The organism is Aeromicrobium sp. Leaf291, from assembly GCF_001423365.1.
In the GTDB taxonomy this organism is placed as follows: domain Bacteria; phylum Actinomycetota; class Actinomycetes; order Propionibacteriales; family Nocardioidaceae; genus Aeromicrobium.
Genome location: NZ_LMNM01000002.1, coordinates 812574 through 833489, shown reverse-complemented (window position 1 = coordinate 833489; position 20916 = coordinate 812574). Strand labels below are relative to the sequence as shown.

Here is a 20916-nt window from a genome sequence, read left to right as displayed (position 1 = left end):
GATGGTACTGCGTGGGAGACTGCGTGGGAGAGTAGGACGCCGCCGGACAATCATTAGCGCGAGGCCGCTCCCTTCAGGGAGCGGCCTCGCTGCATTTCAGCAGGAGTCGGAATGAGTGAGCAGAAGGGCCCCCGTGGTGGGGGCGCAGGTCGTGGAGACGGCCGACGTGGATCGACCGGTGGTCGAGGCGGATCGAGCGGTCGGCCCGGTGCCGGCGGTCGGTCGGGCTCGGGCGGCCGTGGTCGTGACGAGAGCCCCCGTGGTGGGCGTCCTGGACAGGGGCGTTCGGACGGAGGGCGGCGAGGCGACGGTGCAGGGCGCCCGGAGCGTCGTGACACCCGGGGGCGACCCGGGACGGGCGGCACCGGCCGTCGTCCCGAGCGCGAGGAGCGCACGGTCGACCAGGTCGTCTACGACGGTCCGCCGATCCCGGACGACGTGTCGGCGAAGGACCTGGACCGGTACGCCCGCGACCAGCTGCAGAACCTGCCGGCCAAGCTCGCCGACCGGGTCGCGCGCCACCTCGTGATGGCGGGGCTGCTCGTCGCCACCGACCCGGAGACGGCCTACAAGCACGCGCTCGCGGCGCGGGCCCGAGCGCAGCGCAACGGCCTCGTCCGCGAGGCGTGCGGCGAGACCGCGTACGCCGCCGGCAAGTTCGCCGAGGCGCTGTCGGAGCTGCGCGCTGCGCGTCGCATGAACGGACAGCTGCTCTACGCGCCCATGATGGCCGACTGCGAGCGTGCCCTGGGACGACCGGAGAAGGCGCTGGCCTACGACACCCCGGACATCCGGGCCGCGCTGGACGACGCCGGCGGCGTCGAGCTGACCATCGTGGTCGCGGGCGCCCGACGCGACCTGGGTCAGGTGGACGCTGCGCTCCGTCTGCTCGAGACCGAGTCGCTGAACAGCAAGAACCGGTCCGAGTGGGTCGCTCGCCTGCGCTACGCGTACGCGGACACGCTCCTGGCGGCCGGCCGCCAGGAGGAGGCCGTCGAGTGGTTCCACCGGGTCGTGGCGGTCGACGGCAACAAGATCACCGATGCCGAGGAGCGCCTCTCCGCGCTGTCGTGACCTCTGCGCGCGAGCGCACCGCAGGGCCGGGCCGTCGTCCACAGGGACGATGCGCCCGGCCCTTCGTCGTCCACAGGGCTTGCCGGATGGCTGGGCTCGCGACGCCGACGCGGCCACGCTGGGGGGATGTCTGAACCACAGCACCACAACCAGGTGGCCCTGACCGGGCGGGTGTCGGGGACCCCGGAGGCACGCACGTTGCCGAGTGGCGACGAGATCGTCACCTTCCGCCTCGTCGTCCGTCGCACGAGGCCGCGGCGCGGCACGGCCCGGTCGGCGCAGACCGTCGACACGATCGAGTGCGTGGCCTGGTCGTCGCGCCTGCGTCGGACTTGCGTGCGGCTGCCGGACGGCGCGGTCGTCTCGGTCACGGGCGAGCTGCGTCGCCGGTTCCAGCGCGGGTCCGGCGGCGCCCAGAGCTGGTACGCCGTCGAGCTGACCACGTGCTCCCGGTCGCCGGCGGCTCAGTAGGCTCGTGCCATGCCGCTCCGGAGCACCGACGTCCCGCTCTGCGACCTGCACGACGTCGTGATGCTCGACCTCGACGGGGTGGTCTACGTGGGGGCCGACGCGGTCGACGGCGCTGCCACGGCCCTGCAGACGGCCGTCGAGCGGGGCCTCCGACCGGCCTACCTGACGAACAACGCGTCCCGGCCGGCCACCGTGGTGGCCGACCACCTGCGACGGATCGGCATGCCGGTCCCGGACGACGCCGACGTGGTCACGTCCGCACAGGCGGTGGCCCGTCTCATGGCCGCCGATCTCGCGCCGGGAGCACGGGTCCTCGTGGTCGGTGGCCCCGGGCTGAGGGAGTCGCTGGAGTCCGAGGGTCTGGTGCCGGTCGACGGTCCCGACGGCGAGCCGGTCGCCGTCGTCCAGGGGTTCCACCCCGACATCGGCTGGTCGGACCTCGCGGAGGTCGCCTACGCCGTCGGCCGCGGCCTGCCGTGGTACGCGAGCAACCGTGACCTCAGCATCCCCACGCCGCGCGGGACCGCGCCGGGCAACGGCTCGCTCGTTCAGGCGGTCGCCAACGCGACCGGCCTCGAGCCGGTCGTCGCCGGCAAGCCCGAGCGGCCCCTGTTCGACGAGTCGGTCCGGCGGACGGGGGCACGTCGACCCCTCATGGTCGGCGACCGGATCGACACCGACATCGACGGCGCCACCGCGCTCGACATCCCGTCCCTCGCCGTGCTCACCGGCGTCAGCGACCTCCAGGAGATCGCCGGCCTCGACCCGCGGCGTCGTCCCACCTACGTGGCGACGGACCTGCGGGGTCTCGTGGAGACCCACGAGCACGTGGCCGTCGACGGTGACGTGGCGCGGTGCGGTCGGGCTGCGGCCCGCCTCGACGGCGACGTGATCCGGCTGACCGACGGCGACCCTGCCGAGACCGCGTCGGTCCGCGCCCTCCTCGGACTCGCCTGGGCGACGCGCGACACCCGAGGGAGCGACGCCGACCTCCGACTCGTCGACGGTCTGGGAGGATGACGAGGTGAGCGAGCACAGCGACCGCCCGACCGTCGCGTCCCACGGCGACGAGGCACCCGACGTCGATCCCGCCGGCGATCCGGTGGCGGACCTCGTCGCGCGGGCCCGCGAGGCGTGCTCCGGCCACCCCGAGCTCCTCGAGCAGCTGGACCACCTCGACCGGCTCGACGAGGTCGAGCTTTCACGCCGACCCGAGGTGCTCGACGCCGCGCACCGCACGCTGCGCGAGGTGCTCGCCGGCGCGGGACGGCCGGACCCGCGATCGTGACCCGCCGCGTCCGGCTCGACTCCGAGCTCGTGCGACGCGGCCTGGCCCGCTCCCGGGACCACGCGGCGCAGCTGATCGAGGACGGCCGCGTGCGCGTCGGCGGTCAGCGCGCCACGAAGCCGGCCACCCAGGTGGGCACGGACCAGCCCGTCGTGGTGAAGGACGGCGACGACGCCGGCTGGGCCTCCCGCGGAGCCCACAAGCTCCTGGGTGCCCTGGCTGCCTTCGAGCCCGGAGGACTCGAGCTGGCAGGTCGACGCTGCCTCGACGCCGGTGCCTCGACCGGTGGCTTCACCGACGTCCTGCTGCGACGTGGCGTCCGGGAGGTCGTGGCGGTCGACGTCGGCTACGGCCAGCTGATCTGGAGGCTGCGGGACGACCCACGGGTCCAGGTGCACGACCGCACCAACGTGCGCGCCCTGACCCGCGACGACATCGACGGCCCCGTCGACGTGGTCGTGTCGGACCTGTCGTTCATCTCCCTTACCGTGGTCATGCCCGCGCTGACCGCCGTGTGCGACGAGAAGGGTGACATCGTGCTGATGATCAAGCCGCAGTTCGAGGTCGGACGCGGGAACCTGGGAAAGAACGGCGTCGTCCGCGACCCGGACCTGCACGCCGACGCCGTGCTGCGCGTCAGTGCTGCCGCCCTCGAGCACGGGTGGGACACCCGCGGGCTCGCCGCGAGCCCGCTGCCGGGCCCGGCGGGGAACGTCGAGTACTTCTGCTGGCTGCGGCACGACCCCGACGGTGACCCCCTCGAGCGTCGCGACGTCCTCGACGTGATCGGAACAGGGCCCCTGGGTGCCCGCCCCGACCAGGGAGGCCAGACATGAGCGCGCGCCGCATCCTGCTCATCGTGCACACCGCCCGCGCCGAGGCCACCTCGCTCGCTGCCCGGTTGGCGACCGACCTACGAGGGGCCGGGCTCGCCGTCTGCGTGCTGGAGTCCGACCTCGACGAGCTGCAGGCCGCCGGCATCGGGGAGGTCGGAGTGATCCCGGCCACCGAGGGCGCGGCCGCCGGGTGCGAGCTCGCGATCGTCCTGGGCGGTGACGGCACCATCCTGCGCGCCACCGAGATCTGCCGTGGCACCCTGACGCCCGTCCTGGGCGTGAACCTGGGTCACGTGGGCTTCCTGGCCGAGGCCGACGTCGACGACCTCCAGGCCGTGGTCCAGGGCGTCGTCGAGCGGTCCTACCGGGTCGAGGAGCGGCTGACGGTGGAGGTCGAGGTCACGGTCGGGGGCGAGGTCGTCGCCACGAACTGGGCCCTCAACGAGGCCACCGTCGAGAAGGCCTCCCGGGAGCGCATGCTCGAGCTGGTCGTGGAGATCGACGACCGACCGGTCTCCCGGTGGGGGTGTGACGGCGTGGTCTGCGCGACCCCGACCGGCTCGACCGCGTACAACTTCAGCGCCGGAGGCCCGATCGTGTGGCCCGAGGTGGAGGCACTGCTGCTCGTGCCGATCAGCGCCCACGCCCTCTTCGCCCGCCCGCTCGTCGTCTCGCCCGCCTCGACCCTGGCGATCGAGGTCGTGGGGGAGACCACCGCGGGGGTGCTGTGGTGCGACGGCCGCCGCGCCGCCGACCTGCCGCAGGGCGCTCGGGTCGAGGTCCGTCGCAGCGGTACGCCGGCGCGCCTCGCCCGGCTGCACGAGGCGCCGTTCGCGGACCGGCTGGTGCGCAAGTTCGACCTCCCGGTCGCGGGCTGGCGCGGCGCCGCCGAGCAGCGCGGGGTCGAGCGACGGGGCGGGGGTCGCTGATGTGGCAGCACCTGCGGCTCAGCTCCCTCGGCGTCATCGAGTCCGCCGAGCTCGAGCTCGACTCCGGCTTCACCGTCATCACCGGTGAGACCGGTGCCGGAAAGACGATGGTCGTCACGGCACTCGGCCTGCTGCGTGGTGGTCGCGCCGACCTCGGGCTCGTGCGTCACGGAGAGCGTCAGGCGCGTGTCGAGGCGAGCGTGGAGGTCGCGCCCGGCTCCACGGTGGGTCGGATCGTCGACGACGCCGGGGGAGCGGTCGACGACGACGTGGTCGTCCTGGGTCGCGTGCTGTCGGCGCAGGGACGGTCGCGGGCCTTCGCCGGCGGAGCGACCGTGCCCGCAGCCCTGCTGGCGGAGATCACCGACGAGCTGGTCGCGGTGCACGGGCAGTCGGACCAGCACCGCCTGCTGCGCGGACCGGCCCAGCGCGCGGCTCTGGACGCCTTCGCCGGTGAGCCGCTCGCGGACCTGCTCGCGGAGTACACCCCGCAGCACGCCCGGCTGAAGGCGGCGCACGCTCGGGTGCGCGAGCTCACGGAGCACGCCCAGGAGCGTGCCCGCGAGCTCGACCTCCTGCGCCACGGGCTCGCCGAGATCGAGGCGGTCGAGCCGCTCGAGGGCGAGGACGACCAGCTCGTCGCCGAGGAGGGGCGCCTCGCCCACGCCGAGGCACTCGCCCGGGCTGCCCTCGCGGCGCACGAAGGCCTGGCGGGCGACCACGGGACGGCCGCGCGCGACGTCGTGGCCGTCGCCACCGCGGCCCTCCAGGACGTCGCCGGCCACGACCCGACGCTCGACGACCTCACGACGCGGCTGCGCGAGGTCGGGATCCTGCTCGACGAGGTGTCTACCGACCTGAGCGCGTACGCCGACGGGGTGGAGGTCGACCCGGCGCGGCTCGCGGCCGTCCAGGAGCGCCGGGCGGCGATCGTCTCGTTGCAGCGCAAGTACGGACCCGGCGTCGCCGACGTGCTCGCGTGGCAGCAGAAGGCCGCCACGAGCGTGGAGGACCTGGACCACGACGACCAGGCCATCGCCGAGCTCGAGGACGAGATCGCACGGCTGACCCCGCAGGTCCACGACCTCGCGCGGCGGATGAGCGAGGTCCGGCGCGAGGCGGGGGAGCGGCTGGGCGCCCTGGTGTGCGAGGAGCTCGCCCAGCTCGCCATGCCGTCGGCCCGACTCGAGGTGGCGGTCCGCGTGGCCGACGACGCCGTCCTGTCCGCGCACGGCCTCGACGAGGTCGAGCTGCTGTTCGCCGCCAACAACGGTGCCGCGCCGCGGCCGCTGGCCAAGGGAGCCAGTGGCGGTGAGCTGTCGCGACTCATGCTGGCGCTCGAGGTGGTGCTCGCCGACCGGACCACGGTCCCCACGCTCGTCTTCGACGAGGTCGACGCGGGCATCGGCGGTCGCGCCGCGGTCGAGGTGGGCCGCCGGCTGGCCCGTCTCTCGCGCGGCCCCCAGGTGCTCGCGGTCACCCACCTGCCCCAGGTGGCGGCCTTCGCCCACCACCACTTCCACGTGACCAAGGACGACGACGGCAACGTCACGTCCAGCAGCGTGGTGCGTCTGGACGGCCAGGCGCGCGTCGACGAGCTCGCCCGCATGCTGGCCGGCCAGGACGACTCCGAGGCCGCCCAGGCCCACGCACGCGAGCTGCTGGACCTGGCGCGGCAGCAGTAGCCGACGCGGTGGTGGGCCGGGGACGCGCCGGGCCCGCGCTGCGCGGCCGAGGCGGGTCCCCGTGCCACGATGGACGACGATGTCTCGACGAACCCGCCCCTCCGAAGGTGCAGCCGACGACACGACCGACGACATCGTCGGCGTCGTGCGCTTCGCCCGCACCGGTGACGCCTCCTCCAAGGCGCTGCGCGACGGCGACATCGCCGTCGTCGACCTGCCCGACCTCGACCGCGGCCAGGCCGAGGCCCTCGTGGCCCGCAACGTCCGCGCGGTCCTCAACGCGGCGGAGTCCTCGACGGGCCGCTTCCCGAACCTCGGCCCCCAGGTCCTGGCCGACGCCGGCGTCACCCTCATCGACCACGTGGGCGCCGGCATCTGGTCGCGTCTGCGCAGCGGCGACACGGTGCGGATCGCGGACGGCAAGGTCTTCAAGGACGAGGTCCTCGTCGCGCAGGGCCACATGGTCGACGACGCGACCCGCTCCCAGCGGCTCGGCGTCGCCGAGCGCGACCTCGCCACCCGCCTGGGGTCCCTCACCGCCAACGCCTCGGACCACCTCGAGCGCGAGCGCGAGCTGCTGCTCGAGGGTGCGCGCATCCCGCGACTCCCGACCCGCCTGCGCGGTCGACCGGTCGTGGTGGTCTCGCGCACCTACGGATGGCAGGACGACCTCAAGCGGATCCGACGCTGGATCAGGGACTCCGGCGCCGTCGTCGTCGGCGTGACGGCGGGAGCCGACGCGTTGATCGACGCCAAGATCACGCCCGACGTCGTCATCGGCCACCTCGACGACCTCTCCGACCGGGCCCTGCGCAGCGGGGCCGACGTCGTGGTCGTGACGTCCTCGGGACGCAGCGAGGGGCACGAGCGGTTCGAGCGAGCCGGTGTCGACGTCGCGACGTTCACCGCCTCCGGTGCGCCGAGCGACCTCGCGATCCTGCTGGCCGACTCCAACGACGCACCCGTCATCGTCGAGGTCGGCGCACCCCGCGGGCTGGTGGAGTTCCTCGAGCGGGGCACCGCCGAGGTCGCCAGCTCGTTCGTCACCCGGCTGCGCGCGGCGAGCACGCTCGTCGACGCGCGTGCCGTGGCCCACTTCACCCGACGCACCATGCCCGCCTGGCCCGTGCTGCTCGTCCTGGTCGCGGGGGTGCTGGCCGTCGTCGCGGCGATCGGCGTCACCCCGACCGGTCGCGACTGGTACGACGCGCTGGGCGACAGCGTGAGCGATCTCCGAACCTGGCTCGAAGGACTGCTGTAGATGATCACCTTCCGGTACCACCTCGTCTCCATCGCGGCCGTGCTCCTCGCACTGGCCGCCGGTGTCGCACTCGGAGCGGGTGTGCTCGACGAGTCGCTCTCGGCACCCGAGGACGGCAGCGCGAGCACCGGCGGCGACGCCGCGCTGGCCTCCTTCGAGGACGGCTACGCGGCCCGGACCTCGTCCGGCCTCATCGACGGGTCGCTGGACGACCGCTCGGTGGTCGTGCTGACGCTGCCCGGCGCACGTGACGACGAGGTCGCCGGTGTGCGCCGTGACCTCGAGCGGGCCGGTGCCACGGTGACCGGGACCGTGGGCCTGACCGCCAAGCTCATCGACCCGGGCAACCGCCAGTTCGCCGAGAGCGTCGCCGAGGAGGCGGCCCCCGACGCCAGCGGCGAGGGGTACACGCGAGTGGGCGCAGCGCTCGGCAGCTCGGTGCTCGGCGATGCCGGCGGCGAGCTCGACGAGACGGCGCGCACCGTGGCGTCCGCCTTCGACGAAGGTGGACTCACGGCCGCCGAGGAGGCGCCCGACACCTTCGCCGACCTGGCCGTCGTCATCACCGGTCCGTCGCGCGTCGGTGACGCCGCCGAGGTCCTGTCGGGACTGGTCCGCTCGATCGCCGGCTCCGGCTCCGGTGCCCTCGTCGCGGGCCCGTCGTCGGCGAGCCGCGAGGGCGGGGCCGTCGACGTGGTGCGGCGGGAGGCCTCGCAGGTCTCCACCATCGACGTGATCGACTCCGCGGCCGGGCGCGCGGTCACGGCTCTCGCGCTGGCGCGGGCCGCCGAAGGCGAGACGGGCTCCTGGGGCACGTCGCGCAGCAACGACGGACCCGTCCCCGAGTAGCACGGAGCCGCGCGGCGCGTCGCGCCCGGGCTGGTCACGGGCGGGGTCGAGAGCGGCTACACTGGAATCCCGTGGAGCAGTGACGGCCCCGGCCGGCCCGCACGGATCGTCCGACACCCTCGCTGCGCCGCATCCAGGCCCACGACCACGGGAGTCACCTTGCAGGGCAGCGCCGTCACCAAGCACGTCTTCGTCACCGGCGGGGTCGCCTCCTCGCTCGGCAAGGGGCTCACCGCCTCGTCGCTCGGCCGACTGCTGAAGTCCCGCGGTCTGCGGGTCACGATGCAGAAGCTCGACCCCTACCTCAACGTCGATCCCGGGACGATGAACCCGTTCCAGCACGGCGAGGTGTTCGTCACCGACGACGGGGCCGAGACCGACCTCGACATCGGCCACTACGAGCGCTTCCTCGACGAGGACCTCGTGGGTCGCGCGAACGTGACCACCGGACAGGTGTACTCCGAGGTCATCGCCCGGGAGCGCCGCGGCGACTACCTCGGCGACACCGTGCAGGTCATCCCGCACATCACGAACGAGATCAAGGACCGGATGCTCGCCATGGGCGGGCCCGACGTCGACGTCGTGATCCACGAGATCGGCGGCACGGTCGGCGACATCGAGAGCCAGCCGTTCCTGGAGTCGGCCCGCCAGGTGCGCCACGAGATCGGCCGCGGGCACGTGTTCTTCCTGCACGTGTCGCTGGTGCCGTTCATCGGCCCGTCCGGTGAGCTGAAGACCAAGCCCACGCAGCACTCGGTCGCGGCGCTGCGCTCGATCGGCATCCAGCCCGACGCCATCGTCTGCCGCTCCGACCGCGAGATCCCCGAGTCGGTCAAGCGCAAGATCTCGCTCATGTGCGACGTCGACACCGAGGCCGTCGTGACCGCGAGCGACGCCCCCTCGATCTACGACATCCCCAAGGTGGTCCACCGCGAGGGTCTCGACGCCTACGTCGTGCGCCGTCTCGACCTGCCGTTCCGCGACGTCGACTGGACCGAGTGGGACGCGCTGCTGCGCCGGGTCCACCAGCCCGCCGACGAGGTGACCATCGCGCTGGTCGGCAAGTACGTCGACCTGCCCGACGCCTACCTCTCGGTGGCGGAGGCGCTGCGGGCCGGTGGCTTCGCCAACGACGCGAAGGTGAACCTGCGCTGGGTGCCGTCCGACGAGTGCGCGACCGAGTCGGGTGCGGCACGGCACCTCGGCGACGTCGACGGCATCTGCGTGCCCGGCGGCTTCGGCATCCGTGGCATCGAGGGCAAGATCGGTGCGCTGCACCTCGCCCGGACCCGCGGCATCCCGACCCTCGGCCTCTGCCTGGGCCTGCAGTGCATCGTGATCGAGCACGCCCGGAACGTGGCCGGCATCCCCGGGGCGAGCTCCACCGAGTTCGACCCCGACGCGAGCGACCCGGTGATCGCCACCATGGCCGAGCAGCACGCGTTCGTCGAGGGCGCCGGCGACCTGGGCGGCACCATGCGGCTCGGCCTGTACGAGGCCGCCCTGGCGCCCGGCAGCATCGTGGCGGGCGTCTACGGCGCCGACAAGGTCGAGGAGCGCCACCGGCACCGCTACGAGGTCAACAACGGCTACCGTGACCAGCTCGAGCAGTCCGGACTGGTCTTCAGCGGCACCTCGCCCGACGGCACGCTCGTGGAGTTCGTCGAGCTGCCGGCCGACGTGCACCCGTTCTACGTCGCCACGCAGGCGCACCCCGAGCTGCGCTCGCGTCCCACCCGCCCGCACCCGCTCTTCGCCGGTCTCGTGAAGGCCGCCCTCCAGCGCCAGCGCGAGACCCGGCTGCCCGTCGACGAGCCCGCCGCGCACGGCGTCGAGGCCGACGCAGGCACCCCGACGGCCTGACCGGATGACCCTCTCGTGAGCGCGCACCCGACCCTGCCGGGAGAGCTGGTCGACGACGTCGCCGATCGACCCGCCACGTGGCCGGTGGCCTCCAGCGATCGGGTCTACAGCAGCGCGTACCTCGACGTCGACGTCGACGTGATCGTCGACCCGCAGGGGGACGAGCACTCACGCGCCGTCGTGCGACCGAACGGCGCCGTCGGCGTGCTGGCGCTCGACGAGGACGACCGACTGCTGCTCGTCGTGCAGTACCGACACCCCGTGGCCGCACGGCTGGTCGAGCTCCCTGCTGGCACCCTCGACGTCGAGGGGGAGGAGCCCCAGGAGGCTGCGGCTCGCGAGCTCGCGGAGGAGGCCGACGTGGTGGCCGCCGAGTGGGCGCCGCTGATCTCGCTGCTGTCGAGCGCCGGGTACACGAGCGAGGCCTGCCAGATCTTCCGGGCCAGCGGTCTCAGCGCGGTCCCCGAGGACGAGCGGACCGAGCGGCGGGCCGAGGAGGCCGGCATGGAGCAGTGGTGGGTGCCCTTCGAGAAGGTCGTCGACGCCGTGCTCGACGGGAGCGTGCGCGACGCGACGATGTGCGCCGCGGTGCTCGCCGAGGCCGCCCACCGTCGGTCCCGATGAGCGACGGGTCCACGACCGGGACCGGCGACCTCGACCGCTCGATCCTGGACTACGTGAGCCACCTGGGGGTCGAGCGCGGCCTGGCCGCCAACACCTTGGCCAGCTACCGCCGTGACCTGCGGCGGTACCGCGAGCACCTCCACGGTGCCGACGTCCACGACGTCGCCGACGTCACCGAGACCGACGTGCTGGCCTTCCTGGCGGCCCTGCGCACCGGGAACGACGAGCATCCACCCCTGGGCGCCTCCAGTGCGGCGCGCGCCGTGGTGGCCGTCCGGGGGTTCCACAAGTTCTGCCTGCGTGAGCAGCTGGTGGCGCAGGACGTCACGGCCGCGGTCAAGCCGCCGCGACCGGCCTCCAGGCTTCCCAAGGCGCTCCCGCTGGCCGACGTCGAGGCGATCCTCGAGGCCTCCGGTGCGGCGGGCACCAGCCTGGCCAAGCGCGACCGAGCCCTGCTCGAGGTCCTGTACGGGACCGGGGCCCGCATCTCCGAGGCCGTTGGTCTGGACGTCGACGACGTCGACCTCGAGGAGGGCACCGCCCTGCTGCGCGGCAAGGGTGGCAAGCAGCGGCTCGTGCCCGTCGGATCCTTCGCCAGAGGTGCGATCACCGACTACCTGACCGTCGCGCGGCCGGGGCTCGTCTCGGTGACGGGCACCGGTGGCGCAGCCCTGTTCCTCAACGCGCGAGGTGGACGGCTGAGCCGGCAGAGCGCCTGGACGGTCCTGGTGCGCGCCGCCCGCGCGGCCGGCGTCGGGGTCGACGTCTCGCCGCACACCCTGCGCCACTCCTTCGCCACCCACCTGCTCGACGGGGGCGCCGACGTGCGCGTGGTGCAGGAGCTGCTCGGGCACGCCTCGGTGACGACCACGCAGATCTACACGCTCGTGACGGTCGACCGGCTGCGCGAGGTCTACGCGACGTCGCACCCCCGCGCTGGTTACTGAGTGCTGGTGACCGAGTGCCGGTCGCGGTGCGCCGGTCTTCGGGCGCCGGCTGCCGAGAGCCACCCACGGATCGCGATACAGTGACACGACGATCGCCGGGCAGGCGACCAACGCGGCGTGAAGGAGACAGATGAGCGACGACCTCGGGCCCACCGGACGCCCACGACCGGACTTCCCCGAGCCGTCCCCCCGCCGCGGTGGGCAGCCTGCGCAGATCATCGCGATGTGCAACCAGAAGGGCGGCGTGGGCAAGACCACGACCACGATCAACCTGGGTGCCGCCCTCGTCGAGGCCGGCCGTCGGGTGCTGCTGCTCGACTTCGACCCGCAGGGGTCGCTCACCGTCGGGCTCGGCTTCAACGCCCATGAGCTCGAGCAGTCGATCTACCACGTGCTGATGGACCGCGAGCTCACGCTCAAGGACATCGTCCTCGAGACCGCGGTGCCCGGCCTCGACCTCGTCCCGGCCAACATCGACCTCTCGGCCGCCGAGATGCGCCTGGTGACCGAGGTCGGTCGTGAGCAGGTGCTCGCCCGTGCTCTGCACCCCGTGCTGCACGACTACGACGTGGTCCTCATCGACTGCCAGCCGTCGCTCGGCCTGCTCACGGTGAACGCCCTCACGGCGGCCGACGGCGTGATCATCCCGCTCGAGTGCGAGTACTTCGCGCTCCGGGGCGTGGCGCTGCTCAAGGAGACCATCGAGAAGGTGCGCGACCGCACGAACTTCGACCTCAAGATCATCGGTCTGCTCGGCACCATGTACGACGGGCGCACCCTCCACGGCCGCGAGGTGCTGCAGACGCTCGTGCAGGGGTGGGGCGACCTGGTCTTCCACACCGTCATCCGGCGCACGGTCAAGTTCTCCGACGCCACGGTCGCGGGTCTGCCGATCACCGAGTTCGCGGGCGGGTCCCCGGGTGCCGCGTCGTACCGCCAGCTGGCCCAGGAGGTGCTGCATCGATGCCCCGACGCGTGAGCATGCCCGGGGCGGACGAGCTGTTCCGCCCCACCGCCCCCGCGTCGCAGGCCCGCAAGCCCACCGGCGGGGGTGCGGACGGCCCGCCGGCACAGGGGCGGGACGACGCGTCGCAGGCCCCGCCGCGTGACAGCGGGCGGGTCAAGCACGACGAGAAGATGACGGTGTACGTGACGTCGGCCGAGCTGCTGGCGATCGAGCAGGCGCGGCTCGGGCTGCGCGGCACCGTGGGGCGCAACGTCGACCGCGGCCGACTCGTGCGTGCCGCCATCGCGCTGGCCCTGGAGGACCTCGAGGTCCGGGGCGAGGAGAGCGACCTCGCCCGTCGCCTCGGCTCCGCATGAGCCTGCCGGTCGACGAGGCCGGCCTCGACACGGACGGCACGGACGGGGTCGACGAGGGGAAGGGCTTCCACGTCGACGTCGGGGTCTTCGAGGGACCGTTCGACCTCCTGCTCTCGCTCATCTCCAAGCACCAGCTCGACATCACCGAGGTCGCGCTCTCGACCGTGACGTCCGAGTTCATCGGCTACGTGCGCGAGCTGGGCGGCGACCTCGAGCAGACCACGCAGTTCCTGGTGGTCGCCGCGACGCTGCTCGACCTCAAGACCGCGCGGCTCCTGCCCCAGGCCGACGTGGAGGACGAGGAGGACCTCGCCCTCCTGGAGGCGCGTGACCTGCTGTTCGCCCGCCTCATGCAGTACCGGGCCTTCAAGCAGGTGGCGCGGTTCGTCGCGGACCGGCTGGCCACCGAGGGGCGCCGCCACCCCCGCCAGGTCGGTCTCGAGCCGCGCTTCGCGGCACTGCTGCCCGAGGTGATCGTGTCCGTCGGGCCGGACGAGCTGGCCGCCCTGGCCGCGCGGGCGCTCGAGCCGAGGCCCGAACCGATCGTCTCGCTCGCCCACCTGCACGCGCCCACCGTGAGCGTGCGGGAGCAGGCCCACCTCGTGGTCGACCGGCTGCGCCGCGAGCGGAGCACCACCTTCCGAGCGCTGACGGCCGACGCCGACCTGATGACCACCGTGGCGCGCTTCCTGGCCCTGCTGGAGCTGTTCCGCGAGGGTGTGGTCGGCTTCGAGCAGGCCACCCCGCTCGGCGACCTGCACCTGCGCTGGACCGGCACCGACGACGCGGACGTCGACATCGACGTCGGCGACGAGTTCGACGGCGGCCCGGTCGAGGAGCCCACCGCACCGACCACCCCGGAGGACGACGATGTCTGAGGACACGACCGAGACCCCGCTGGAGACCTCCACGCAGGACGGGACCTACGACGGGGGCCGTGAGGCCCCGGAGCCGGGGGGCCCGGCCTCGGACCCGTCGCTGCCCCGAGGCCCGCACGAGCTGGAGCTCGAGCTGCTGGAGCTGCGGCCGGCCCTGGAGGCCGTGCTCATGGTCGCCGACCAGCCACTCGACCACCTGACCCTCGCGCAGGCCGTCGGCCACCCGCCAGCCGAGGTCGAGGCGGCGCTGGGGGCGCTCGCCGCGGAGTACGACGAGCAGGCGCGCGGCTTCGAGCTGCGCAACGTCGGCGGAGGGTGGCGCTACTTCACCCGTGAGACGTTCGCCCCCGCGGTGGAGCGCTTCGTGCTCGACGGCCAGCAGGCCAGGCTCACCCAGGCGGCGCTCGAGACCCTGGCCGTGGTGGCGTACCGGCAGCCGATCAGCCGGTCGCGCATCTCGGCGATCCGCGGCGTGAACGTCGACGGCGTGGTCCGCACCCTCGTGACACGCGGACTGCTCGAGGAGGCCGGCACCGACAGCGAGAGCGGCGCCTTCCTCTACCGCACGACCAGCTACTTCCTCGAGCGGATGGGGCTGGCCTCCCTCGCCGAGCTCCCCGACATCGCGCCCATGCTGCCCGAGATCGAGGAGATGGACGACGAGGTCGTGTCCGTGACGGCCCCTGCGGACGCTGCTGGACCCGAGGACGCGATCGACGACCCGCAGCCCGAGGAGCAGGACGGCGCGCCCGCCCCCGAGTCCGACGAGGTGCCGCATGAGCAGCGGTGAGGTCGAGGGCGTGCGCCTGCAGAAGGTGCTCGCGCAGGCCGGCGTGGGCAGTCGGCGTCGCTGCGAGGAGCTCATGGCCACCGGCCGGGTGGAGGTCAACGGCGAGGTCGTGACGCAGATGGGGGTCCGCGTCGATCCGCTCGCCGACGTGGTGCGCGTCGACGGCCGACGCATCCCTCCGCCGTCGGACCACGTGTACCTCGTGCTCAACAAGCCGCGCGGCGTCGTCTCGAGCATGGCCGACGAGCAGGGGCGCCGGGACCTCACGGAGTTCGTGGCCGGCCGCGAGGAACGCCTGTTCCACGTCGGCCGTCTCGACACGGACACGTCGGGGCTGCTCCTGCTGACCAACGACGGCGACCTCGCCCACCGATTGGCCCACCCCTCGTTCGAGATCACCAAGACCTACGTGGCGCTCGTCGAGGGCGCCGTGGGCGACTCCGTGGGTCGGAGGCTGCGTGCCGGGGTGGACCTCGACGACGGGGCCGCCTCGGTCGACCGCTTCGTGGTGAAGGACCGCGGGCGGGGCCGTTCGCTCGTGGAGCTCGACCTGCACATGGGGCGCAACCGGATCGTGCGGCGGTTGCTCGACGCCGTCGGGCACCCGGTCGTGGAGCTCACGCGGACCAGCTTCGGACCGGTGCGTCTGGGCGGTCTGGCGGTCGGTCGGTCGCGCGAGCTGTCACGCGAGGAGCTGGGGGACCTCTTCGATAGCGTGGCCCCATGACGTCGCTGCCCCCCACCCTCGTCGTGGGCTGTGGCCTCATCGGCACCTCCGTGGCTCTCGCACTGCGTGAGCACGGGATCGACGTGCACCTCACCGACCGCGACCCCGAGCACGTCGCAGCCGCCGTCGAGCGGGGTGCAGGCAGTCCGGAGCCCGTGCGCGACCCCGCCCTCGTGGTCGTGGCCGTGCCGCCCGGTGCCACCGCGGCTGCGGTCCGCGAGGCGCTGGAGACCTTCCCCGAGGCCGTGGTCACCGACGTGGCGAGCGTCAAGGGCAGCGTCGTCCGCGCGCTCGACCGGACGGGTGGGATCGACCGCTACGTCGGCAGCCACCCGATGGCCGGCAGCGAACGGTCCGGTCCGCTGGCCGCCTCGGCGCGACTCTTCGAGGGCCGTCCGTGGGTGATCACCCCCGTCGACGGGGCGAGCGACGCCGCCGTCCGGCTGGTCGAGGAGGTCGCCGTCATGCTCGGTGCGGTCCCGATCGTCATGGAGGCCGACGCCCACGACCGTGCGGTCGCGCTCGTCTCGCACGTGCCCCAGGTGCTGTCGACACTGGCGGCGGCACGCCTCGTCGACGCGCCGCCGGCGCACCTGGCCCTCGCCGGCCAGGGGCTGCGCGACGTGACCCGCATCGCCGGCAGCGACCCCGCGCTGTGGCGCGACATCATCTCCACGAACGCCGCCGAGATCGGCCAGGTCCTCGGTGCCGTGCGCGACGACCTCGACGCCATGATCGCGGCGCTGGACGACCGCGACGCCGTCGGCACGGTGCTCGAGGCCGGTCGTGCCGGGACCCGGTCCATCCCCGGCAAGCACGGCGGGGACCCCGTCGAGCTCGTCGTGGTCAACGTCCAGATCCCCGACACGCCGGGGGCGCTGTCGCGGCTCTTCGCGCACGTGGGGGAGTCGGGCGTCAACATCGAGGACCTGCGCATCGACCACGAGCTCGGTCGTCCGGTCGGCCTCGTCGAGATCTCCGTCGCGGCCGATCGGGCCGACACCCTGGTGGAGCGCCTCGCCGACCAGGGCTGGTCGGCCTACCGTTGACCCGTCCCACCTCGTCCCTCACCCCGAACCAGCACCCCAAGGAGTCATCCCCTGTGAGCAGCACCCTCGTCGTCGCCGTCGACGGACCGTCCGGCTCGGGCAAGTCGAGCACCGCGCGGGGAGTCGCGACGCGACTGTCGCTGGCCTACCTCGACACCGGGGCGATGTACCGCGCCGTCACGTGGGCGCTGCTCCAGCGCGGCACCGACCTCGGTGACCCCGACGCCATCGCCCGCGACGCGGCCGATGTCCAGATCGTCTCGGGCACCGACCCGCAGGCCCCCACCATCACGGCCGACGGGACCGACGTGTCGCAGGCCATCCGCGAGGACGACGTCACGGCGCACGTGAGTCCCGTCGCGGCGGTCCCGCAGGTGCGGACGCTCCTCGTCGAGCTGCAGCGCCGGGTCATCGCGTCGGCGGACCAGGGCATCGTCGTCGAGGGACGCGACATCGGTTCCACCGTCGCGCCCGACGCGGCCGTGAAGGTCTACCTGGTGGCCGACGCCGAGGCACGGGCGGCCCGCAGGGCCGCGGAGCGCGGGGGCGCGGACCAGGAGGCCACGGCCGCCTCGCTCGCCGCCCGCGACCGGATCGACTCCACGCGCGCCACGTCGCCCCTGACCCGCGCCGACGGCGCCGTCCAGATCGACGGCACCCACCTGAGCCTGGAGGAGGTCGTCGACGCCGTCGCCGCCCTGGTGGAGGAGGCCCGGACGGCGTGAGCGAGCACCTCCTCTCCGCAGCGCGGGGGAGTCGCCCTCCACAGGGCCTCCCGGAGACCGGGCTGCGGGTGCTCCGACCGCTCGCGCGGCGGTACCTGGACCGCCGGTGGGACGTGCGTCAGCGCGGTGAGCACCGGGTGCCCGACGACGGTCCCGTGATCTACGCGAGCAACCACATCGGGTGGCTCGACGGTCCGCTGCTCATCCTGTGCACCCCCAGGCCGGCCCACGCCCTGGTGAAGGTCGAGGCGTTCGAAGGTCGAACCGGACGCCTGCTGCGGTTCGCCGGGCAGATCCCGCTGGACCGGTTCCGACGCGACGTCGGGGCCCTGCGGACCGCGGCGCAGGCGCTCGCGAGCGGCCAGTCGGTCGTCGTGTACCCCGAGGGCCTGCGCGGGGCCGGTGACGTGGCCCGGACGAAGGACGGCGTCGCCTGGCTCGCGATGGTGAGCGGCGCCCCGGTGGTGCCGGTCGCGATCTTCGGCACCCGAGCCCCGGGTGAGCCCTCCGAGAGCAGGCCCGAGCGTGGTTCTCGCATCGATGTCGTCTACGGTGAACCCTTACGGATCACGCCCGTCCCGTGGCCCCGCACGCGGGCCCACGTGGCCGAGGTCGGGCGTCGGATCACCGAGCACCTGCGGCACCACGTCGAGTGGGCCGCGGCCACCGGGCACCTGCAGCTGCCCGGCCCCCTGCCCCGAGGAAGTACCGATGTCTGACACCCCCGCCCGCGAGCCGGTCGACCCCGCTCTGCCCGTCCTCGCGATCATCGGCCGTCCGAACGTCGGCAAGTCGACCCTCGTCAACCGCATCATCGGACGCCGCGAGGCCGTCGTCGAGGACGTCCCCGGCGTCACCCGCGACCGCGTGCCCTACGACGCGGAGTGGAACGGCAAGGCCTTCACGGTCGTCGACACCGGCGGCTGGGACCCCGACGCACGCGGACTCGCCGAGCGCATCGCCGCCCAGGCCGAGGTGGCCGTCCAGGCCGCCGACGCCGTGCTGTTCGTCGTCGACGCCACGGTCGGCATCACCGACGCCGACGCGGCCGTCGTCAAGATCCTGCGGGCGGCCAAGAAGCCGGTCGTGCTCGCGGCGAACAAGGTCGACGACCAGCGCAGCGAGCTCGAGGCCGCATCGCTCTGGAACCTCGGCCTGGGCGAGCCCTACCCCGTCTCGGCCCTGCACGGTCGTGGCAGCGGCGACATGCTCGACGCCATCCTGGCCGTCCTGCCCGACGCGCCGCCGGATCGCGACCCCGAGCTCGGTGGCCCGCGTCGCGTCGCCATCGTCGGCAAGCCCAACGTCGGCAAGTCCAGCCTGCTGAACCAGCTGGCGGGGGAGTACCGCGTCGTCGTGGACGACGCGTCGGGCACCACGGTCGACCCGGTCGACGAGCTCGTCGAGCTGGGCGGTCGCGAGTGGCGCTTCATCGACACCGCCGGCATCCGCCGTCGGGTCCGCGAGGCCTCCGGACACGAGTACTACGCCAGCCTGCGCACGTCCACCGCGGTGGAGCGCGCCGAGGTGGCCGTCGTGATCGTCGACGCCAGCCAGCCGTTCACCGAGCAGGACATCCGCATCGTCACGTCGGTGGCGGAGACCGGCCGGGCCCTCGTCGTGGCCTTCAACAAGTGGGACCTCGTCGACGAGGAGCGGCGCTACTACCTGGAGCGCGAGATCGAGCGTGAGCTCGTGCAGGTGCAGTGGGCGCCGCGGATCAACTTCGCGGCCCGCACGGGCTGGCACGTCGACCGTCTGGTGCGGGCGCTCGACGCCGCGCTGGAGGGGTGGGAGACCCGCATCGGCACCGGTGCGCTGAACGCGTTCCTCGGCCGCCTCGTGGCCGAGCACCCGCACCCGGTGCGTGGTGGCAAGCAGGCCAAGATCCTGTTCGGCACCCAGGCGTCGACGGCGCCGCCCACGTTCGTCCTCTTCACGTCCGGCAAGCTCGAGGCCGGCTACCTCCGGTTCGTCGAGCGTCGGCTGCGCGAGGAGTTCGGGTTCGTCGGTACGCCCATCCACATCCAGCAGCGTCCTCGCGAGAAGCGCGGCAGGCGCTGACCCGAGGTGCCGCCGCGCTCACCCCTGCCGCCACGCCACGGGCTCGGTGCGGCCTGGGTGCGCACGCCCGACCACGACCGCACCTCTCCGGCCCCCGCGCCGACGCTGGGCGCGTGGTTGCGCGACCGGTTGCCCGAGCGGGTCGACGTCGAGGCGATGCTCGAGGCGGGTCGCTTCGTGCTGGGCGACGGCACACCGCTCGTCGGTGACGAGCCCTACCGCCCGCACACGTTCGTCTGGTTCCACCGCGACCTGCGCGACGAGCCCGAGGTGCCGGGCGACATGCCGGTGCTCCACGAGGACGACCGGCTGCTCGTCGTCGACAAGCCGGCCTTCCTCGCCACGATCCCGCGCGGGCGCCACGTGCGCCAGAGCGTCGTGGTCCGACTGCGCGACCAGCTCGGCCTGCCCGAGCTGACGCCCGCGCACCGGCTGGACCGGGTGACGTCCGGGGTCCTCGTGCTGGTCAAGGAACGGCGCTGGCGGGGCGCCTACCAGTCGCTGTTCGCCCGCCGGGAGGTGCAGAAGACCTACCTGGCGCTCGCTCGGCACGACCCCGGGCTCTCGCTCCCGCTGACCGTGAGCAACCACGTGCGCAAGGACCGGGGCACCCTGCGTGCCGAGGTGGTGCCCGACGCTCCGGTGAACGCGGTGACCCACGTCGACCTCGACGAGGTCCGCGGCGGGCTCGCGGTCTACCGCCTGAGCCCGGCCACGGGCCGCACCCACCAGCTGCGCCTGCACCTGTGTGGGCTGGGTGTCCCGATCGTCGGGGACCCGCTCTACCCCGACGTGCTCGACCTGCCCGTCGACGACATGAGCACGCCGTTGCAGCTCCTCGCCCACACGCTGTCCTTCGACGACCCGGTCGACGAGCAGCCACGGACCTTCACGAGTCACCGGAGCCTGCCGCTGACCGTCGGTGACCGATGACCTCGCGCCGGGGCGCCGTGCCGTGTGGGGTAGGGTTGCGGAGGTTCATCGGGCTGTAGCGCAGCTTGGTAGCGCACCTGACTGGGGGTCAGGGGGTCGCAGGTTCAAATCCTGTCAGCCCGACCGAGGAAACCGCAGGCCAGAGGCCGTTCCCGCTCGTCGCGGGGGCGGCCTCTGCCTCGTTCTCAGCCCGTTCCTGCGCCGGCACGGGACATCGAGAGGGAGTGGACGATGAACAAGGACGACGACCTCACGCTGACCGTGGGCCGGGAGACGCTGGTGATCCGCCAGCGCTACGAGACGTTGAGCATCGTCAACGACGTCCTCGTCGCCCTCTGGTTCCTGGTCGGGAGCATCCTGTTCCTCTGGGAGTCCACCACCACGATCGGGACCTGGTTCTTCGTGGCCGGGAGCGTGGAGCTGCTCGCGCGGCCGCTCATCCGACTTGCGCGGCGCGTCCACCTGCAGCGCGCCGGCGATCCCAGCGGCCGGGACGACTTCCTCGACGGGTGATTCACTCGCCCGGTGACGCCCGGCCCGGGTGAGGGGGACTCCGCGCACGACGGAGCTGCGAGGGCGTCGAAACAGGAACGACATCAC

The 20916-nt window shown here is 73.3% G+C and carries 23 protein-coding genes and 1 tRNA gene; all 24 read left to right on the top strand.

The genetic code is table 11. The annotated features are described in order from the left end of the window. Positions 1–438 precede the first annotated feature (438 nt). The 24 genes from ASF35_RS13685 (at position 439) to ASF35_RS13570 (ending at position 20829) form a co-directional block, all read left to right on the top strand. Positions 439–1074: a tetratricopeptide repeat protein gene (locus tag ASF35_RS13685; RefSeq protein ID WP_235499157.1), complete on the top strand. Its 636-nt coding sequence runs from the start codon at positions 439–441 to the stop codon at positions 1072–1074. Between the two features lie 126 nt (positions 1075–1200). Next, complete coding sequence (locus ASF35_RS13680; protein WP_055968446.1) at positions 1201–1545, top strand: single-stranded DNA-binding protein; 345 nt, start codon at positions 1201–1203, stop codon at positions 1543–1545. 9 nt (positions 1546–1554) lie between these two features. Beyond that, complete coding sequence (locus ASF35_RS13675) at positions 1555–2565, top strand: HAD-IIA family hydrolase (protein WP_055968444.1); 1011 nt, start codon at positions 1555–1557, stop codon at positions 2563–2565. A 4-nt stretch (positions 2566–2569) separates the two neighbouring features. Further along, positions 2570–2833 carry a hypothetical protein gene (locus ASF35_RS13670; protein ID WP_055968442.1) on the top strand — a complete coding sequence of 88 codons (264 nt, stop codon included), beginning with the start codon at positions 2570–2572 and terminating at the stop codon, positions 2831–2833. After that, entirely contained in the window at positions 2830–3669 is an 840-nt protein-coding gene (locus ASF35_RS13665) for a TlyA family RNA methyltransferase (RefSeq protein WP_055968440.1), read from the top strand. Before ASF35_RS13670 ends, ASF35_RS13665 begins: the two co-directional genes overlap by 4 nt. After that, positions 3666–4598 (top strand): NAD kinase, encoded by a 933-nt coding sequence (locus tag ASF35_RS13660; protein ID WP_055968438.1) that lies wholly within the window; start codon positions 3666–3668, stop codon positions 4596–4598. The genes ASF35_RS13665 and ASF35_RS13660 overlap by 4 nt, the downstream gene beginning before the upstream one ends. Further along, the gene (recN, locus tag ASF35_RS13655; RefSeq protein ID WP_055968437.1) at positions 4598–6283 is read left to right on the top strand and encodes a DNA repair protein RecN; all 1686 of its coding nucleotides are present in this window, start codon (positions 4598–4600) and stop codon (positions 6281–6283) included. Before ASF35_RS13660 ends, recN begins: the two co-directional genes overlap by 1 nt. A 79-nt stretch (positions 6284–6362) precedes the next feature. Next, entirely contained in the window at positions 6363–7544 is a 1182-nt protein-coding gene (gene steA, locus ASF35_RS13650) for a putative cytokinetic ring protein SteA (RefSeq protein WP_055968435.1), read from the top strand. After that, complete coding sequence (locus tag ASF35_RS13645; RefSeq protein ID WP_055968433.1) at positions 7545–8393, top strand: copper transporter; 849 nt, start codon at positions 7545–7547, stop codon at positions 8391–8393. Between the two features lie 159 nt (positions 8394–8552). Continuing rightward, complete coding sequence (locus tag ASF35_RS13640; RefSeq protein ID WP_055968431.1) at positions 8553–10256, top strand: CTP synthase; 1704 nt, start codon at positions 8553–8555, stop codon at positions 10254–10256. Between the two features lie 15 nt (positions 10257–10271). Beyond that, a complete protein-coding gene (locus ASF35_RS13635) occupies positions 10272–10880 on the top strand; it encodes an NUDIX domain-containing protein (protein ID WP_055968429.1) in 609 nt (202 codons plus the stop codon). Further along, entirely contained in the window at positions 10877–11827 is a 951-nt protein-coding gene (gene xerD, locus ASF35_RS13630) for a site-specific tyrosine recombinase XerD (protein WP_055968636.1), read from the top strand. The genes ASF35_RS13635 and xerD overlap by 4 nt, the downstream gene beginning before the upstream one ends. A gap of 130 nt (positions 11828–11957) precedes the next feature. Beyond that, positions 11958–12806 carry a ParA family protein gene (locus ASF35_RS13625; protein WP_055968427.1) on the top strand — a complete coding sequence of 283 codons (849 nt, stop codon included), beginning with the start codon at positions 11958–11960 and terminating at the stop codon, positions 12804–12806. Positions 12807–12808: 2 nt separating this feature from the next. Continuing rightward, the gene (locus ASF35_RS13620; protein WP_369797014.1) at positions 12809–13150 is read left to right on the top strand and encodes a hypothetical protein; all 342 of its coding nucleotides are present in this window, start codon (positions 12809–12811) and stop codon (positions 13148–13150) included. Further along, entirely contained in the window at positions 13147–14028 is an 882-nt protein-coding gene (locus tag ASF35_RS13615) for a ScpA family protein (RefSeq protein WP_055968423.1), read from the top strand. Before ASF35_RS13620 ends, ASF35_RS13615 begins: the two co-directional genes overlap by 4 nt. Beyond that, a complete protein-coding gene (gene scpB / locus ASF35_RS13610; protein ID WP_082495509.1) occupies positions 14021–14818 on the top strand; it encodes an SMC-Scp complex subunit ScpB in 798 nt (265 codons plus the stop codon). The genes ASF35_RS13615 and scpB overlap by 8 nt, the downstream gene beginning before the upstream one ends. Beyond that, a complete protein-coding gene (locus tag ASF35_RS13605) occupies positions 14805–15545 on the top strand; it encodes a pseudouridine synthase (RefSeq protein ID WP_055968421.1) in 741 nt (246 codons plus the stop codon). The genes scpB and ASF35_RS13605 overlap by 14 nt, the downstream gene beginning before the upstream one ends. Then, a complete protein-coding gene (locus tag ASF35_RS13600; protein ID WP_055968419.1) occupies positions 15542–16594 on the top strand; it encodes a prephenate dehydrogenase in 1053 nt (350 codons plus the stop codon). The genes ASF35_RS13605 and ASF35_RS13600 overlap by 4 nt, the downstream gene beginning before the upstream one ends. 53 nt (positions 16595–16647) lie before the next feature. Next, positions 16648–17319: a (d)CMP kinase gene (cmk, locus tag ASF35_RS13595; RefSeq protein WP_055968417.1), complete on the top strand. Its 672-nt coding sequence runs from the start codon at positions 16648–16650 to the stop codon at positions 17317–17319. Further along, entirely contained in the window at positions 17316–18038 is a 723-nt protein-coding gene (locus ASF35_RS13590) for a 1-acyl-sn-glycerol-3-phosphate acyltransferase (protein WP_082480204.1), read from the top strand. The genes cmk and ASF35_RS13590 overlap by 4 nt, the downstream gene beginning before the upstream one ends. Further along, a complete protein-coding gene (gene der, locus ASF35_RS13585) occupies positions 18031–19383 on the top strand; it encodes a ribosome biogenesis GTPase Der (RefSeq protein WP_055968413.1) in 1353 nt (450 codons plus the stop codon). Before ASF35_RS13590 ends, der begins: the two co-directional genes overlap by 8 nt. 117 nt (positions 19384–19500) lie before the next feature. Beyond that, complete coding sequence (locus tag ASF35_RS13580) at positions 19501–20316, top strand: pseudouridine synthase (protein ID WP_369797017.1); 816 nt, start codon at positions 19501–19503, stop codon at positions 20314–20316. Positions 20317–20365: 49 nt separating this feature from the next. Further along, positions 20366–20439 (top strand) — tRNA-Pro (locus tag ASF35_RS13575). Positions 20440–20547: 108 nt separating this feature from the next. Continuing rightward, entirely contained in the window at positions 20548–20829 is a 282-nt protein-coding gene (locus ASF35_RS13570) for a YrhK family protein (RefSeq protein ID WP_055968409.1), read from the top strand. Positions 20830–20916 lie beyond the last annotated feature (87 nt).